Genomic DNA, 14,777 nt, shown 5'->3' on the forward strand with positions numbered 1-14,777 from the left:
ACCGGCCGTTTGATGTCAATCCGCGTCGAGAACGGCCGGCTCGATGACGCCGGCGCGTTCGGTGATCACCCTGTATTGCTCCGGCCGCCGGTGGGCGGCGAAGTTGAACATCTTGTCCTTGCCCTGGCGGCAGAGGTCGAGATCGATGTCGGCGACGATCACTTCATCAGCCAGCGTCTCGGCCTGCGCAACGATACGACCGCTGGGATCGACGATGCAGGAGCCGCCGATCAATCCGGAGCCATCCTCCTCGCCCGCCTTGGCGACCGAGATCGCCCAGGTCGCGTTCATATAGGCATTGGCCTGCGTCACCAGCGTCGAATGGAAGGTGCGAAGGCCGGCGTCTTCCGTCGTGCCGCCATTGGGATCATAGGCCGCCGAATTGTAGCCGATGCAGACGAGCTCGACGCCTTGCAGGCCGAGCACGCGCCAGGATTCCGGCCAGCGCCGGTCATTGCAGATCATCATGCCCATGATTGCATGGGCCCAGGCCGAGCCGGCGCGGAAGGCGGGAAAGCCGAGGTCGCCATACTCGAAATAACGCTTCTCGAGCTGCTGATAGCGCGCGCCCGGCCGCGGCTCGACCGAGCCCGGCAGATGCACCTTGCGATAGCGGCCGAGAATCTCGCCGTCGCGATCGACCAGGATGGAGCAATTGAAGCGGCGGCCGTCCGCCGTCAGCTCGGCATAGCCGACATAGAAGCCGACGCGGAGCGCACGCGCGCGCTCGAACAGCTTTGCCACGGCCGGGTTTGGCATTCCGCGCTCGAAATATTCGTCGAGCGCTGCGCCTTCGAGCAGCCAGCGCGGAAAGAAGGTGGTGAAGGCAAGCTCGGGAAACACCACGAGGTTGGCGCCGCGAGCGGCAGCCTCCTCCAGCAGCTTCAGCATCCGGCCAAGCGTATGCGCGCGCGCATCGGCTTTTTGCGTCGGCCCCATCTGGGCGGCGGCGGCGCGAAGGACACGAACCAAGACTGCCTCCAATCTGTGCGCGCTGCTGCCTCGTTGGGCGGCGGAACTCCTTGATCCAGCGTGCAAATCCGCGGCCATTACGCGGAAACGGGAGTTGAAAATCAATTCATTGTGCTATGATATTTTGACCGAGAGTATAATCGTGGCTTATATGAACCTCCGCCAGCTCGAGATCCTGCGTGCCGTCATTCGCCACCGCACCACGGTCGCGGCAGCGGACGAGCTGGCGCTGTCACAGCCCGCGGTGAGCAACGCGCTGAAGACGATGGAGGCGCAGGCCGGCTTTGCGCTGTTCGAGCGCGTCAACAACCGGCTGTTTCCGACCGCCGAAGCGATGGCGCTCTACAAGGAGAGCGAGGCAATCTTCGCGCTGCATGCCAAGCTCGAAAGCCGCGTGCGCGATCTGCGGGAGAACCGCTCGGGACATCTGTCGCTCGTGGCGACGCCGCCGCTTGCCTACAGCATCATCCCCTCCGCTCTGTCCAGCTTCCTGCGCCGCCGTCCGGAGACGCGGGTGTTCTTCGATGTCCGGCGCTACGAGGGCATCATCGAGGGCGTGCTGAGCCATGTCGCCGAGCTCGGCTTCGCGCTCGGGCTCACGCATCATCCCGGCATCGCGCATGAGGTGGTGCACACCGGCGAGATGGTCTGCGTGCTGCCGCCAAAGCATCCGCTGGCCGGGCAGCCGGTGATCTCCGCCTCCGATCTCGTCGGCCTGCCCTTCATCGGGCTCGAGCGCGGCACACGGTTAGGTGAAGCCGTGCGCGACAGTTTTGCCCGCGCCGGCGCGCCTTTCCAGCCGACGGTCGAGGTGCGCTACTGCAACACGGCCTGCGTGCTCGCGGCCGCCGGCGTGGGCGCCGCGGTGGTCGATCCATTTTCGCCGCGGCAAAATGGCGGCAACGGCCTCGTCGTGCGGCCGTTCGCGCCGACGACGCGCGCGGTCGCCTATATGCTGTGGTCGGAAGCAGAGCCGCTGTCGCGGCTGGCAAAGGCCTTCCTCAACGAGGTTCGCAAGGAGAGCAGGCTTCTGGAGAGCGGCACGCCACAGGAGGCACAGCGCGACTGAGCTTGCGCAGGCACACACAATCTCTTAACCGAGGACACGTTCTTAGCCGAGGCCCCAAATCTTAGCCGAGGATACATGGCACGCATCACCATCATCGAGACCGGAGCCGTCCCTCGCAAACATCGCGAGCGCCACGGCTCGTTTCCGGACATGTTCGAGCGCATGATCCGTACCGAGGATTCTTCTGCTGCGTTCGACGTCGTCAGCATCCCCGATGGCGAGGCGCTCCCCGACCCTCGCCAGTTGGAGGCGATCCTGATCACCGGCGCGGCGGCCGGCGTCTATGACGGGCTCGACTGGATCGCGCCGCTCGAAGAATTCGTGCGCACGGCCCATGCCAACAAGACGCCGATGGTCGGCGTCTGCTTCGGCCACCAACTGATCGCGCAGGCGCTGGGCGGCACCGTGCGCAAGTCGGACAAGGGCTGGGGCATCGGCCGGCACGTCTATCAGGTGGCGCCGAACAACGGCGTCATCGGCGGCGAACAGCTCGCAATCGCCTGCTCGCACCAGGACCAGGTCATCGAACCACCGCAGGACGCGCGGACGATCCTGTATTCGGAATTCGCCCCGCATGCCGGCCTGCTCTACGCCAACGGCACGACGCTCTCCGTGCAGCCGCATCCGGAATTCGACAAGAGCTTCGCGCAAGTCTGCTGCGAGCTCCGCGAAGGCCACGCGCCCGACAACGTCGTCGCCGCCGCCAAGGCTTCGCTCGCCGAGCCGCTGGACAGTGCGAAGCTCGGTGGCGCCATCACGAGGTTTCTGACGAGGCCGGCGACAACTTCTTAGTTCGCGAGATGCGGCCACAGCCACCCTCTCCCGCAAGGGGAGAGGGTGCAGCGCGCCAAGCTCAGCTTCTGTCGATGCGTCTTAGAATGGACTATCGCCCAGTCCCGCCACATCGGCGGGCCTTGGCCCCGGTGCAGGCCAGTGGAAGCGGCGATCGCTCTCCGCGATGGCGATGTCGTTGATCGACGCCTCGCGACGCTTCATCAGGCCGTGCTCGTCGAACTCCCACTGCTCGTTGCCGTAAGAGCGATACCACTGGCCGCTCGTGTCGTGCCATTCGTACTGGAAGCGCACAGCGATGCGGTTGCCGTCATAGGCCCAGAGGTCCTTGATCAGCCGATAGTCGAGCTCCTTTGCCCATTTGCGGGTGAGAAACGCCACGATCGCCTCGCGCCCCCAAAACACCTCCGAGCGATTGCGCCAGCGGCTGTCCTCGGTATAGGCCAGCGCGACACGCTGCGGGTCGCGCGAATTCCAGGCGTCCTCGGCCATGCGGGCCTTTTGAGCGGCGGTCTCTCTCGTGAAGGGCGGAAGCGGCGGACGCGACATGGCTGGCCTCATCAGTTGGGGACACGCAAATCTACGCTCGCGCGCCTGGAAGTCGATGGCCCGTCTTCCCTATCGGCTCATTTCGTAATCACGTCGGCCTTCATCAGGTTCCGGATTGATTTCGGGATCGGCTGGGCGCGGCCGCCGCTGATGAAGGCGACGCGCACTTCCGCTTTCACCAGCACGTCCTCGGCGCGCCGCACCTCCTGCGCCAGCATGATCGAGGCGCCCTTCACCGCGATCGGCCAGGTCACGATGTCGAGCACATCGTCCATGCGCGCGGGCTTGAGGAAATCCAGATGCATCGAGCGCACCACGAAGGCAAAGCCGGCATCTTCCGTCTCGACCTGCTCGAACAGCGCCTGCTGCTCGGCGCCCATCAGCCGCAGATGGTTGGTCCGCCCGCGCTCCATGAAGCGCAGATAGTTGGCGTGATAGACGATGCCGGAAAAGTCCGTGTCCTCGTAGTAGACGCGGACCTGCATGTGGTGGCGGCCTTCGCGGATCTCACCATCGAGATGAACTGTCACTGCGCGAGCCTTGGTTCATTGTCCACGCTCGTGTTTTGCGCAAATCAGCCCGACGCGCAAGCCATCGCTATGACACCGCCTGCCCCGCGTTCCCCAGCGTTACCAGCACGATTTCCGGAGGAACACCAAGGCGGAAGGGTATGATGCTGCAGCCCAGCCCGCCGGAGACGACGACGTCGCAATTCTTGCGGACGTGGCCATAGGCGAGTTCTGGTCTCGACGGAGCGGCCGGTGACCAGCCCAGCAGCCGCACCTGGCCTCCATGGGTGTGACCGGACAATTGCAGCGCGACGCGCGCCGGCACGCGCGAAGCGATGTCGGGTTCGTGCGCGAGCAGGATCAGCGGAGCGCTGTCGGTCACCTTGGCGAGCGTCGCGCTGAGATCGTCGACGCCGACGCGCCGCATCGGGCGAAAGTGGCGCGCCGGCACATAGGCGAGTTGGTCACCAAGCCCGGCGAGCCAGAACGGACGTCCGGCTTTGGTGAGGCGCGTTGCGTCGTTCTCATAGACGGGAATGCCGGCGGCCTCCAGCGCGATCCGCGCGGCCGGCAGTCCCCTGCCCTCGCGCTGCACGGTCTTGTCATCCCAATAATCGTGATTGCCGAGAATGGCGTGCACTCCGAGCGGCGCTTTCAACCCGCCCAGCACCGATGCCCACTCGCTGGCCGGAATGGCGCGCGTGGCATGGCGCTGACTGACGACGTAGTCGCCGAGCAGCACGGTAATGTCGGGCTGGAGCGCATTGGTACGTTGGACGATGCCAGCGATGCGTTCGAGCGACATCCAGGGATCGCAGGCATGCAAATCGGCGATGACGGCGATCCTCAGATCGAAATCGACGGGCCATTGCGGCGGCGACAGGTTGTAGCGGGTGACCAGCAACCGCTCCGGCTCGATGCCAACGCCGTAAGCCGTCGTTGATACGCCAGCGACGGACAGACCGCCGATAGACCGAAAGAAAGCGCGACGAGAGATCATGGGAAACCGATTGTGATGCCTTGCCTTGATGTCCTCCGATTGAAGCGGAATTGGGGTGCGCTTGTGCAGATCGTGAGCAGAAACGTTAACGGTCCCTCACGCCGACCAGCGCATCCAGACGCGTCTTCAATTCGTCGGACGCCCGGTAATACCAGACGCCGCCGAGCAAGTCATGGAAGCGCCTGTCAGCGCGGGCCTCGCGCTCGATGCGGTCGATCGTGCGCAGGCTGATCACGTCCTCGAGCGGACCGGCCGCCAGCACCGACAGCAGCACGGGATTGGACTCCACCCTGAGGATCTCCAGGATCAGGTCGATCATCCGGTCGGGATCGTCCTCGCGCAAATCGCGCTCGAAATCCATGATCGCGAACAGATTGTCGTCCTGGTCGCGGTCGGACCTGGAATATTGCTCGATCCAGGCCTGCGCCAGCTCGGACAGCGACATGCTGGCGCAATCGAGCAGCTCGCGCGGAGTGCGCTGGGCCAGGTGATCGGCGTGCCAGGCCGCTTGATTGGCAATCCCTGCGATGCGCCGCATCAGCGGCTCCTCGTCGCCGAAATGTACGCCCCCGAGCAGCCAGCGCAGCCGCGCATTGTGCTTCGCCTCATGCTCGATACGCCCGATCACCTCGTCGCCATGGGCATAGAGCAGCGCCAGCAAGAACTTGTCGTTGAGCTGCATCACGGTCGGCTTGTCGGTCTCGGTCTTCAGCACGTCTAGGATGAGATCGAGCGCGCGCTGCGGGCGACGATGCGGCAGATGATCGAAATAGAGTTTCAGCGCCCAGATGCTGCCGGCCTGGTCGCGCCGGCTGACGCGCTGAAGCGCGCACCACATCGAGGCCAGCTCGGCCAGCGGCATCGGATCGAGGAACGCTTCGGTCTCGTCGGGCGTCCGCAGTTGCGGTGCGGACGCGATGCTTTCAAGCAGTGTTGCTTGCTCACTCAGCCCCATTCTTCCCACTCCAGCCAATGTGCGTTGCGCCAGCGACCCCGATCGCCGCGCGTTCGCATTAGTGGGAGCACGAAACAGGTGGGTTCAACGTCGCTTTAGTCGTCGCTCTCGTCCGTGCCGAACAGGCCGAACTGTGCCGTATCGCGCGAGGGCTCAGTGAGGCCGAGATGGCGGAAGGCATGCGTGGTGAGGAGACGGCCGCGCGGGGTACGCTGGAGATAGCCGCACTGGATCAGATAGGGCTCGATGATGTCCTCGATGGCATCGCGCGGCTCGGACAGCGCGGCGGCCATGGTCTCGACGCCGACCGGGCCGCCCCCATAATTGAGCGCAATTGTCGTCAGGTAGCGCCGGTCCATGGCATCCAGGCCCGCGGCATCGACCTCCAGCGCGCTCAGCGCATGGTCGGCGATCTCGCGATCAATGGTTTCAGCGTTGGCGGCGGAGGCAAAGTCGCGCACCCGCCTGAGCAGCCGGCCGGCGATGCGCGGCGTGCCGCGGGCGCGGCGCGCGATCTCGTTGGCGCCATCCGGGCTCATGCCGACATTGAGCACGCGCGCGCCGCGGGTGACGATGCCTTCCAGCTCCTCGACCGTATAGAAGTTGAGCCGGATCGGGATGCCGAAACGGTCGCGCAGCGGATTGGTGAGAAGGCCGGCACGCGTCGTCGCGCCGACGAGGGTGAACTTTGCAAGCTCGATCTTGACCGAGCGCGCCGCCGGCCCCTCGCCGATGATGAGGTCGAGCTGGAAATCCTCCATCGCGGGATAGAGCACCTCTTCCACTGCTGGGCTCAGGCGGTGGATCTCGTCGATGAAGAGTACGTCGCGCTCTTCGAGGTTGGTGAGGAGCGCGGCGAGATCGCCGGCCTTGGCGATCACCGGGCCCGATGTGGCGCGAAAGCCGACGCCGAGCTCGCGCGCCACGATCTGCGCCAGCGTGGTCTTGCCGAGGCCGGGGGGACCCACGAACAGCACGTGATCCAGCGCCTCGCCGCGCTTGCGCGCAGCATCGATGAAGATGGACAGATTCTTGCGCGCCTGCTGCTGGCCGACGAATTCAGTCAGCGATTGCGGACGCAGCGCCGTGTCGCCGACATCGTCGCTGCGGCGCTCGGGTGTGACGATGCGGGAGGGGGTGTTCACTCGTTGCCCCGCCGGTATTTGTTCGGCAAGAGCTCGCCGATGCTGACGACCTTCGGCTCGCGGCCATTGTCGGGAACGATGACCCGCGCCTTGGCGTCGTAATCGTGGATCAGCTCGCGGCAGATGCCGCAGGGTGAGACGACGGCGATGTCGCCGGGCTCGTCCGGCTTGGGATGGCGCACGGCGACGATCGTCTCGATGCCGCGGTCACCGGTCTCCGTAATGGCGCGTCCGATCGCGATCGCCTCGGCGCAGACTGCAATGCGGCCGATATAGGCGTCGATGTTCACGCCGGTGACGATGCGGCCGTCGCGCGTGCGCATAGCAGCGCCCACCTCCTGCCAGTCGTTGCGATAACGCTCGCTGATCGCGGCGGTCGCGGCGGCGATGAGTTCCTTGTCTTCGTTGCTCAGCATGGCGGAAAATGCATTCCTTCGTCAGTCAGCGGGCCGCGCAGGATAGTCTATTTCGACAATTCTTTCAGACCCAAACGGATGAGCTGCGCGGTTTCCGCATTCTCGCCGGCATTGCGTGACGCCGTGGCGATGGCGGCCGCCGCCTGCGGCTGGCCGTAGCCGAGATTGACCAGCGCGGAGATCGCGTCCGCGACGGGCCGCGGGGCACGCTGGTCGTCGACGGCGCCGGCGAGATGAACGACGTGCGGATCGACATTGGCAAAGGCCGGCGCCTTGTCCTTCAACTCGGTGACGATGCGCTCGGCCACCTTGGGACCTACGCCCGGCGTGCGCGACACCGCGGCCTTGTCGCGCAGCGCGATCGCGTTCGCGAGGTCGGAAGGCTGCAGCGTGCCGAGCACGGCGAGCGCGACCTTGGCGCCGACCCCCTGCACGGTCTGGAGCAGGCGAAACCATTCGCGCTCCTGGTCGGTGCGGAAGCCGAACAGCTTGATCTGATCCTCGCGGACATAGGTCTCGATCGAGAGCACGGCCGCTTCGCCGGGCGTGGGCAGATGCTGCAGCGTGCGGGTCGAGCAATGCACCTGATAGCCGACGCCGCCGACGTCGAGGATGACGAAATCCTCGCCGTAGGAATCGATCAGGCCCTTGAGCTTGCCGATCATATCCCCACCACCTTCAGCCGCAGGGCGGCACTTTGGCGGTGATGGGCGTGGGTGATGGCGATGGCGAGCGCGTCGGCGGCGTCCGCCGACGGCGGCTCGGCTTTGGGCAGCAGGATCTTCAGCATCACCGCGATCTGGTTCTTGTCGGCGTGACCGGCGCCGACCACGGTCTTCTTGACCTGGTTGGGCGCGTATTCGGCCACCGTGATGCCGAACATCGCGGGCGCCAGCATGGCGACGCCGCGGGCCTGGCCGAGTTTGAGCGTCGCAACGCCGTCCTTGTTGACGAAGGTCTGCTCGACGGCGGCTTCCATCGGCTTGTGGTGGGAGAGCACAGACGCGAGCCCCTCATGGATCGCGAGCAACCGGCTCGACAGCGCCAAGCCCTCAGGCGGTTCCACCGAGCCGCAGGCGACATAGACGAGGCGATTGCCGTCGGCCTCGATCACGCCCCAGCCGGTGCGGCGCAGGCCGGGGTCGATGCCGATGATGCGGACGGGATGGCGAATCGGGAGCGCGGTCATGGGCCAGTGATAGCGGCTGGCCGGAGGGAGGGAAACAGAAACGGAACGCAAGTCCCCGGGGAAGTATGGTCTCGTGCCCCGGGCGCAGCGCAGCACGCAGTGATGCGCTGCTGAACCGGGGCCCATCTCTGCATCGGCAGACTGGGAAGCGTGGGTCCCGGCTCTGCGTCGCACCGCTTCGCAGTGCGCCGCGTCCGGGACACGAGAGCCGCTTTATCCGCCCATCTTCGCCATCAGCGCGTCGGAAATCTCGAAATTGGCATAGACGTTCTGGACGTCGTCGTGCTCGTTGAGCAGGTCCATCAGCTTGAGGAGCTTCTCGCCGGTCTCGTCGTCGACGGCCACCGTGTTCTGCGGCTTCCAGATCAGCGCGGCCTTGCGCGGCTCGCCGAACTTCGCTTCGAGCGCCTTGGCCACATCGCGGTAGCTTTCGGTCGAGGCGTAGATCTCATGGCCGTTCTCGCCCGAGATGACGTCGTCTGCACCGGCCTCGATCGCGGCATCGAGCACCGCGTCGTCGGAAGCGACGCTGCGGTCATATTCGATGATGCCGGTGCGGTCGAACATGAAGGAGACCGAGCCGGTTTCGCCGAGATTTCCGCCGGATTTTGTAAAGAAGGAGCGGATGTCGGAGGCGGCGCGGTTGCGGTTGTCGGTCAACGCCTCGACGATGACGGCGACGCCGCCGGGGCCATAGCCCTCGTAGCGGATCTCGTCATAGTTCTCGCCCTCATTGCCGAGCGCCTTCTTGATGGCGCGCTCGATATTGTCCTTCGGCATGTTCTCCTGGCGCGCCGCGATCACGGCCGCGCGCAGGCGCGGATTCATGTTGGGGTCGGGCGTGCCGAGCTTGGCCGCGACGGTGATTTCGCGGGCCAGCTTGCCGAAGAGCTTCGACTTCTGCGCATCCTGCCGCCCCTTGCGGTGCATGATGTTCTTGAATTGGGAATGTCCGGCCATGCGTGGTCTCTGAGGAATCGTCAGCCAAGGTAAGGGGATGGAGCGCGGGCCTTATAGGCCGCGAGCCCCCCGGAATGAAAGAGCATACTTGAAGGTAATATCGTAGGGCAGCTGCCGCGCCATCAGGCACCTGTTAACCCTGACTTCATTTCGGGATGTGAAAATATCCACGTCCCGTCCCCCGACAAGAGCGACCTGATGGCCTTCGGACTACTTCGGAAGCGTCTGCCGGAACAGGCTGCGGCTACGCCGCAGGTGGCCCAAGCCGTCGCCGAGCCCGCTGCTGCGCCGGAAGGCGATTCAGCCAAGGAAATTCTTGAGCTTCTGGAACTCGAGCTCGGCGCGATGATCCGCCAGCTCGAGCGCGCCGCCGAATCGGTCGCCGGCGGGGCGGAAGCAACCGCCAACACGCTCGCGACCATCCGCGAGCGCACCGATGCCCTCACGGGGCGCAGCAGCGCCGCGCAATCGACCGCGACCACCTTTGCCAGCGCGGCCGAGAAATTCACCCAGTCCGCGCAGGGCATCGGCGCCCAGGTCCGCGAGGCCGGCAAGCTTGCGGATGCTGCGAGCGCCGCCGCGCAAGAAGCCCGCGCCAATGTTGACCGCTTGCGCGAATCCTCCGCGGCGATCGGCAACGTCGTCAATTTGATCGCGCAGATCGCGCGCCAGACCACGCTGCTCGCGCTGAACTCGACCATCGAGGCAGCGCGCGCCGGCGCGGCCGGAAAAGGCTTTGCCGTCGTTGCCACCGAGGTGAAGGCGCTCGCGGTGCAGACCCAGAGCGCGACCGAGGAGATCACCAGGAAGATCGAGGCACTGCAAAAGGACGCGGCAGGCTCGGCGGAAGCCGTGCACCGCATCTCACAGGCGATCGAGGCGATCCGCCCGGTGTTCGACACCGTCAATGGCGCGGTCGCCGAGCAGACCGCGACCACCAGCGAGGTCTCCGGCAACGCGGCAACCGCATCGAAATTCATCGTATCCGTCGGCGACAGCGCCGCCGAGATCGATGCCGCCACCAAGGCGGCGGAAGCCCATGGCGAAAGCGTCTCCAGCGCCGGCAAGGCTGTCACGATGTTCGCGCAGAAGCTGAAATCGCGCTGCGCCGTGCTGCTCAGGCAGAGCGACGGCGACGACCGCCGCAAGACCGAGCGCCTGCCCTGCCATCTCAAGCTCGAGATCAAGGGCCGCCGCGCGACGATACCGGTCTACGAGATTGCGATGGACGGCGTCCTGATCGGCGGCGCGGATGCCGCGAGGCTTTCGGTGCACGAGACCATCGACGGCGTGCTCCAGGATATCGGCGCCTGCCGCCTGCGCGTCGCCGAGCAGTCCAAGGCCGGCGCGCGGGCGCAGTTCCAGGCGCCGAACGCCGAGCTGCGCGAAAAAATCGAGGACAAGCTCTGGTCGATCCACGAGGAGAACACGGAATTCGTGACCCGCGCGATGGAAGCGGGCGCCGCGCTGACGAGGATATTCGAGCAGGCAGTCGCGCGCGGCGAGGTCAGGCTCGACGATCTCTTCGACACCGATTACGCGGAAATCGCCGGTACCAATCCGCAGCAGTACCGCACGAGATATCTCAACTGGGCCGACCGCGCCCTCCCCTCCTTCCAGGAAGCATTCCTGGCGAAGGATCAGCGTATGGCGTTCTGCGCCATGGTCGACCGCAACGGCTTCCTGCCGGTGCACAACAAGATCTATTCGCATCCGCAACGCCCGGGCGATGTCGCCTGGAACACAGCGAATAGTCGCAACCGGCGCATCTTCAACGACCCGGCGGGCCTCGCTGCGGCGCGCAATCTGCGCTCTTACCTGGTGCAGAGCTACGCGCGCGACATGGGCAACGGCAACACGGTGATGATGCGCGAGATCGACGTACCGATTCGCGTGCAGGGCCGGCACTGGGGCGGGTTCCGGACGGCCTACAAGCTCTAAAGCATGATCCGGAAAAGTGTGAAGCGGTTTTCCGAAAAGATCATGCACAAACAACAACCTAAAGCGCGATGACGGTTCATCCAAATCTCATCGCGCTTTAGTGCACGCTCAGGCAAGACGGCAAAGCGCGAATCAGCATTAAAACGAATCACGCTTTGAAATGGGAATGGGAATGCCGTTTGTGAGTCGATAGTCGACTCCGGCTGGAGGAAGTTCGAATATGTCCGTCGTGCAGCGTGCAGTCATGGACACGTCATCCAACCGGACGCTGGCCGAACGCCTCATAGACCAGCTCGCCGATCGCATCGGCGGCCTCGGGGTTGAGCTCGCCGACATCGCCGGCAACGTCCAGGAGGTCGCCAATCGCGTTGCCAGCCAGTCGGAGCGGTTCCACCATCTGCAGAAGACGGCAGAGACGATGGTCTCGGCCAATCGCGAGATCGCCAATGCGTCGCAGGCGGTGCAATCGACGACATCCACCGCGGTCGGCGAGATCGCGCAGTCGCGCGACGTGGTCGAGACCGCGGTTGGCCACATCTCCGAGCTTGTCGCAGCCGTCGCTCGCATCGAAGCGCGGCTCGCCGCGGTCGGCTCGGCACTGAGCCAGGTCGCCAAGGTCTCCGGCTCGATCGAGGCGATTGCGAAGCAGACCAACCTGCTCGCGCTCAACGCCACGATCGAGGCGGCGCGCGCCGGCAGCGCCGGCCGCGGCTTCGCCGTCGTGGCGAGCGAGGTGAAGAGCCTTGCGGAAGCGACCCGGCAGGCCACGCAACAGATCGCGGACACGGTGCGCGATCTCGACGGCCAGATCGGCAGCCTGATCGGCGAAAGCGGCGATGCCTCGCTGCGCGCGAAGAACGCCGGCGACGGCGCGCAGCAGATCTCCCGCATCATCACGCGCGTGCAGCAGGGCTTTGCCTCCGTGGGCGCGGAGATCGACAGCGTCGCGCGCGCCGCGACCTCCAATCTCGGCCATTGCGACACCGTGATCTCGGAGCTCAGCGAGCTCGCCAAGGGCGTCGACCTCTCCTCGCGCGATCTCAGGAATGCCGACGAGCGGGTGGCAAAGCTGCTCGACACCTCCGAGGGCCTGATCGCGCTGATCGCCGACAGCGGCGTGGAGACGTCGGACGCGCCGCTGATCAATATCGTCGTCGATACCGCAAGGCGCATCTCGGCCGAGTTCGAGGCGGCGATCGACCGCGGCGAGATCACGCTCAATCAGCTCATGGACGAGACATATCGCGAAATTCCCGGCACCGATCCCAAGCAATTTCTCACCAGCTACGTCGACTTTACCGACCGCGTGCTGCCGGCGATCCAGGACCCGATCCAGAAGTCGGACCCGCGCATCGTGTTCTGCGTCGCCTGGGCGAAGGGCGGCTATCTGCCGACCCACAATCCGAACTATCGCCTGCCGCAGGGCAAGGACCCCGTCTGGAACAACGCCAATTGCCGCAACCGCCGCCTGTTCAACGACCGCGCGGTGAGGAAGGTCGCGGCGAACACAAAGCCGTTCCTGCTGCAGACCTACCGCCGCGACATGGGCGGCGGCCAATTCGTGCTGATGAAGGATCTGTCCTCGCCGATCATCGTGAAGGGCAAGCACTGGGGCGCCTTCCGGATGGGATTCCGGCAGGGGTGAAGCCGCGCGCTGCTGTCCCTTCTCCCCTTGCGGGAGAAGGCGGCGCGAAGCGCCGGATGAGGGGTTGCTTCCGCAAGCTACACTGCGAGAGAGTGACTCGCGGATAGAACCCCTCACCCGGCTTCGATGCTTCGCATCGAAGCCACCCTCTCCCGCAAGGGGAGAGGGTGCAGCGTCAGTGCCGCGCTAGATTTCTAACTCAACCAGAACCTCGGCGTCGCCGGCTCGAGCCGACCACCTGCGCGCACCGGCGCAATCTTCAGCGCGAGCCCTGTTGCATCATCCGTCTCCACCGCGACCCCGCTCAGCGTCGCCGTGCCCATCGCCGGCTCGAAACGGCCGGAGGGGATGCCGGAGGTGAAACGGCGCAGCGGCTCTTCCTTTTGCATGCCGATGATCGAATCGTAGTCGCCGGTCATGCCGGCATCGGTCATGTAGGCGGTGCCGCCGGGGAGGATCTGGTGATCGGCGGTCGGCACATGCGTATGCGTACCGACGACGAGGCTGGCGCGGCCGTCGCAGAAGAAGCCGATGCCCTGCTTCTCGCTGGTCGCCTCGCAATGGAAATCGACCACGATCGCATCCGCCGCCTCGCGCAGGGGACAGGCGCCGAGCTCGCGCTCGATCGCCGCGAAGGGATCGTCGAACGGCGTCATGAAGACGCGGCCCAGCGCGTTGACGACGAGCGCATGACGGCCGTTCTTCGTCTCGACCAGAGCGGCGCCGCGACCCGGCGTGCCGCGCGGATAGTTCGCCGGCCGCACCAGGCGCTCGGCGCGCTCGATGAACACCAGCGCCTCGCGCTGGTCCCAGGAATGGTTGCCGAGCGTGACCGCATCGGCGCCGGCGTCGAGCAGCTCCTGATAGATCGCTTCCGTGATGCCGAATCCACCGGCGGAATTTTCACCGTTGACGACGACGAAATCGAGCGACCAGTCACGGACCATGTTGGGCAGGTGCTCGGCGATCGCCGCGCGGCCGGCCCGGCCGACGACGTCACCCACGAAGAGAATGCGCAACTTCAGAACTCCGGAAATCGAACACGTCGGTTTCCGTTAGCACATAATCCAGCGCGACGTCGTGCGATAGTGCGGGAACAGCATCGATCTCCTGCGCCGCAAAGGCGAGCCCGATGCCGACGACATGCTTGGTCTTGCGCAAATGCGCGAAGGTGAAATCGTAATGTCCCGCGCCATAGCCGATGCGGTGGCCGAGACGGTCGAACGCGGCAAGCGGCGTCAGCATGATGTCGGGGATGACCTCGGCCGCCGCCGGCGACGGCTCGGGAATGCCGAGCGGGCCGAGCATCAGCCGGTCGCTCGGATGCCAGATGCGGAAGATCAATGACTTGCCGCGCGTCGTGACGCAAGGCAGCGCCAGCCGCGCGCCTTCGGCCGCGAGCTTCTGCATCAGGGGCACCGGATCGATCTCGCTGCGGATCGGCGAATAGCCGGAGACGATGCTGCCGGGTACGATCTCGAACGGCAGGCCGCGCTTGCCGAGCTTTGCGGCGGCAGCAGTGCGCTTCTTTTCGCTGAGCGCATCGCGCTTGGCGAGAGCCTTGGCACGGAGTTCGGCTTTTGAGTTGGTCATCAGCGTTTTCCCTGAGGCAGAACCTTGTTCTGCCGTCATCTC

16 protein-coding genes are annotated in these 14,777 nt (G+C 65.4%); 4 read left to right on the forward strand and 12 right to left on the reverse strand.

The window, feature by feature from the left end; genetic code table 11:
• Positions 1-15: 15 nt before the first annotated feature.
• Positions 16-972, reverse strand: a complete 957-nt coding sequence (locus tag NLN62_RS13230) for an N-carbamoyl-D-amino-acid hydrolase (protein ID WP_256575916.1) — start codon at positions 970-972, stop codon at positions 16-18.
• 151 nt (positions 973-1,123) lie between these two features.
• Here NLN62_RS13230 and NLN62_RS13235 point away from each other — a divergent pair, with 151 nt between their 5' ends.
• Together NLN62_RS13235 and NLN62_RS13240 are read left to right on the forward strand one after the other, a co-directional pair.
• A complete protein-coding gene (locus tag NLN62_RS13235; protein WP_027521858.1) occupies positions 1,124-2,041 on the forward strand; it encodes a LysR family transcriptional regulator in 918 nt (305 codons plus the stop codon).
• A gap of 75 nt (positions 2,042-2,116) precedes the next feature.
• Complete coding sequence (locus tag NLN62_RS13240; RefSeq protein ID WP_254109081.1) at positions 2,117-2,833, forward strand: type 1 glutamine amidotransferase; 717 nt, start codon at positions 2,117-2,119, stop codon at positions 2,831-2,833.
• Between the two features lie 81 nt (positions 2,834-2,914).
• Here the strand turns inward: NLN62_RS13240 and NLN62_RS13245 are convergent, their stop codons facing one another.
• The 9 genes from NLN62_RS13245 to NLN62_RS13285 all read right to left on the reverse strand — a co-directional run bounded on the left by NLN62_RS13245 (position 2,915) and on the right by NLN62_RS13285 (position 9,556).
• Complete coding sequence (locus NLN62_RS13245) at positions 2,915-3,382, reverse strand: nuclear transport factor 2 family protein (RefSeq protein WP_027521856.1); 468 nt, start codon at positions 3,380-3,382, stop codon at positions 2,915-2,917.
• Positions 3,383-3,459: 77 nt separating this feature from the next.
• Positions 3,460-3,867: a tol-pal system-associated acyl-CoA thioesterase gene (gene ybgC / locus NLN62_RS13250; RefSeq protein ID WP_051389640.1), complete on the reverse strand. Its 408-nt coding sequence runs from the start codon at positions 3,865-3,867 to the stop codon at positions 3,460-3,462.
• A gap of 112 nt (positions 3,868-3,979) precedes the next feature.
• The gene (locus NLN62_RS13255) at positions 3,980-4,891 is read right to left on the reverse strand and encodes a metallophosphoesterase (protein WP_254109082.1); all 912 of its coding nucleotides are present in this window, start codon (positions 4,889-4,891) and stop codon (positions 3,980-3,982) included.
• Between the two features lie 85 nt (positions 4,892-4,976).
• The gene (locus NLN62_RS13260; protein WP_027521853.1) at positions 4,977-5,846 is read right to left on the reverse strand and encodes a DUF6869 domain-containing protein; all 870 of its coding nucleotides are present in this window, start codon (positions 5,844-5,846) and stop codon (positions 4,977-4,979) included.
• 95 nt (positions 5,847-5,941) lie between these two features.
• Positions 5,942-6,991 (reverse strand): Holliday junction branch migration DNA helicase RuvB, encoded by a 1,050-nt coding sequence (gene ruvB, locus NLN62_RS13265; protein WP_027521852.1) that lies wholly within the window; start codon positions 6,989-6,991, stop codon positions 5,942-5,944.
• A complete protein-coding gene (locus NLN62_RS13270; RefSeq protein WP_027521851.1) occupies positions 6,988-7,407 on the reverse strand; it encodes a cytidine deaminase in 420 nt (139 codons plus the stop codon). The genes ruvB and NLN62_RS13270 overlap by 4 nt, the downstream gene beginning before the upstream one ends.
• Before the next feature lie 47 nt (positions 7,408-7,454).
• Positions 7,455-8,072: a Holliday junction branch migration protein RuvA gene (gene ruvA / locus NLN62_RS13275; protein WP_254109083.1), complete on the reverse strand. Its 618-nt coding sequence runs from the start codon at positions 8,070-8,072 to the stop codon at positions 7,455-7,457.
• Positions 8,069-8,596 carry a crossover junction endodeoxyribonuclease RuvC gene (gene ruvC / locus NLN62_RS13280; protein WP_027521849.1) on the reverse strand — a complete coding sequence of 176 codons (528 nt, stop codon included), beginning with the start codon at positions 8,594-8,596 and terminating at the stop codon, positions 8,069-8,071. The genes ruvA and ruvC overlap by 4 nt, the downstream gene beginning before the upstream one ends.
• Positions 8,597-8,809: 213 nt before the next feature.
• Positions 8,810-9,556, reverse strand: coding sequence for a YebC/PmpR family DNA-binding transcriptional regulator (locus tag NLN62_RS13285; RefSeq protein ID WP_254109084.1), 747 nt, complete (start codon positions 9,554-9,556; stop codon positions 8,810-8,812).
• 198 nt (positions 9,557-9,754) lie between these two features.
• Here NLN62_RS13285 and NLN62_RS13290 point away from each other — a divergent pair, with 198 nt between their 5' ends.
• Positions 9,755-11,497 carry a methyl-accepting chemotaxis protein gene (locus NLN62_RS13290; RefSeq protein WP_254109085.1) on the forward strand — a complete coding sequence of 581 codons (1,743 nt, stop codon included), beginning with the start codon at positions 9,755-9,757 and terminating at the stop codon, positions 11,495-11,497.
• 220 nt (positions 11,498-11,717) lie between these two features.
• Positions 11,718-13,142 carry a methyl-accepting chemotaxis protein gene (locus NLN62_RS13295; protein WP_254109086.1) on the forward strand — a complete coding sequence of 475 codons (1,425 nt, stop codon included), beginning with the start codon at positions 11,718-11,720 and terminating at the stop codon, positions 13,140-13,142.
• A gap of 194 nt (positions 13,143-13,336) precedes the next feature.
• Here the strand turns inward: NLN62_RS13295 and NLN62_RS13300 are convergent, their stop codons facing one another.
• A complete protein-coding gene (locus NLN62_RS13300) occupies positions 13,337-14,161 on the reverse strand; it encodes a TIGR00282 family metallophosphoesterase (protein ID WP_027521845.1) in 825 nt (274 codons plus the stop codon).
• Entirely contained in the window at positions 14,139-14,735 is a 597-nt protein-coding gene (locus tag NLN62_RS13305; RefSeq protein ID WP_027521844.1) for a 5-formyltetrahydrofolate cyclo-ligase, read from the reverse strand. Before NLN62_RS13305 ends, NLN62_RS13300 begins: the two co-directional genes overlap by 23 nt.
• Between the last annotated feature and the right edge of the window lie 42 nt (positions 14,736-14,777).

This window comes from Bradyrhizobium sp. CCGUVB23 (assembly GCF_024199885.1).
Lineage (GTDB): Bacteria > Pseudomonadota > Alphaproteobacteria > Rhizobiales > Xanthobacteraceae > Bradyrhizobium.

What these genes read in the sequence shown, in the direction of transcription:
- NLN62_RS13235 (WP_027521858.1), top strand. Translation starts at nt 1,124, where the DNA reads ATGAACCTCCGCCAGCTCGAGATCCTGCGTGCCGTCATTCGCCACCGC.
- NLN62_RS13240 (WP_254109081.1), top strand. Translation starts at nt 2,117, where the DNA reads ATGGCACGCATCACCATCATCGAGACCGGAGCCGTCCCTCGCAAACAT.
- NLN62_RS13245 (WP_027521856.1), bottom strand. Translation starts at nt 3,382, where the DNA reads ATGTCGCGTCCGCCGCTTCCGCCCTTCACGAGAGAGACCGCCGCTCAA.
- ybgC (WP_051389640.1), bottom strand. Translation starts at nt 3,867, where the DNA reads ATGCAGGTCCGCGTCTACTACGAGGACACGGACTTTTCCGGCATCGTC.
- NLN62_RS13255 (WP_254109082.1), bottom strand. Translation starts at nt 4,891, where the DNA reads ATGATCTCTCGTCGCGCTTTCTTTCGGTCTATCGGCGGTCTGTCCGTC.
- NLN62_RS13260 (WP_027521853.1), bottom strand. Translation starts at nt 5,846, where the DNA reads ATGGGGCTGAGTGAGCAAGCAACACTGCTTGAAAGCATCGCGTCCGCA.
- NLN62_RS13270 (WP_027521851.1), bottom strand. Translation starts at nt 7,407, where the DNA reads ATGCTGAGCAACGAAGACAAGGAACTCATCGCCGCCGCGACCGCCGCG.
- ruvA (WP_254109083.1), bottom strand. Translation starts at nt 8,072, where the DNA reads ATGATCGGCAAGCTCAAGGGCCTGATCGATTCCTACGGCGAGGATTTC.
- ruvC (WP_027521849.1), bottom strand. Translation starts at nt 8,596, where the DNA reads ATGACCGCGCTCCCGATTCGCCATCCCGTCCGCATCATCGGCATCGAC.
- NLN62_RS13285 (WP_254109084.1), bottom strand. Translation starts at nt 9,556, where the DNA reads ATGGCCGGACATTCCCAATTCAAGAACATCATGCACCGCAAGGGGCGG.
- NLN62_RS13290 (WP_254109085.1), top strand. Translation starts at nt 9,755, where the DNA reads ATGGCCTTCGGACTACTTCGGAAGCGTCTGCCGGAACAGGCTGCGGCT.
- NLN62_RS13295 (WP_254109086.1), top strand. Translation starts at nt 11,718, where the DNA reads ATGTCCGTCGTGCAGCGTGCAGTCATGGACACGTCATCCAACCGGACG.
- NLN62_RS13305 (WP_027521844.1), bottom strand. Translation starts at nt 14,735, where the DNA reads ATGACCAACTCAAAAGCCGAACTCCGTGCCAAGGCTCTCGCCAAGCGC.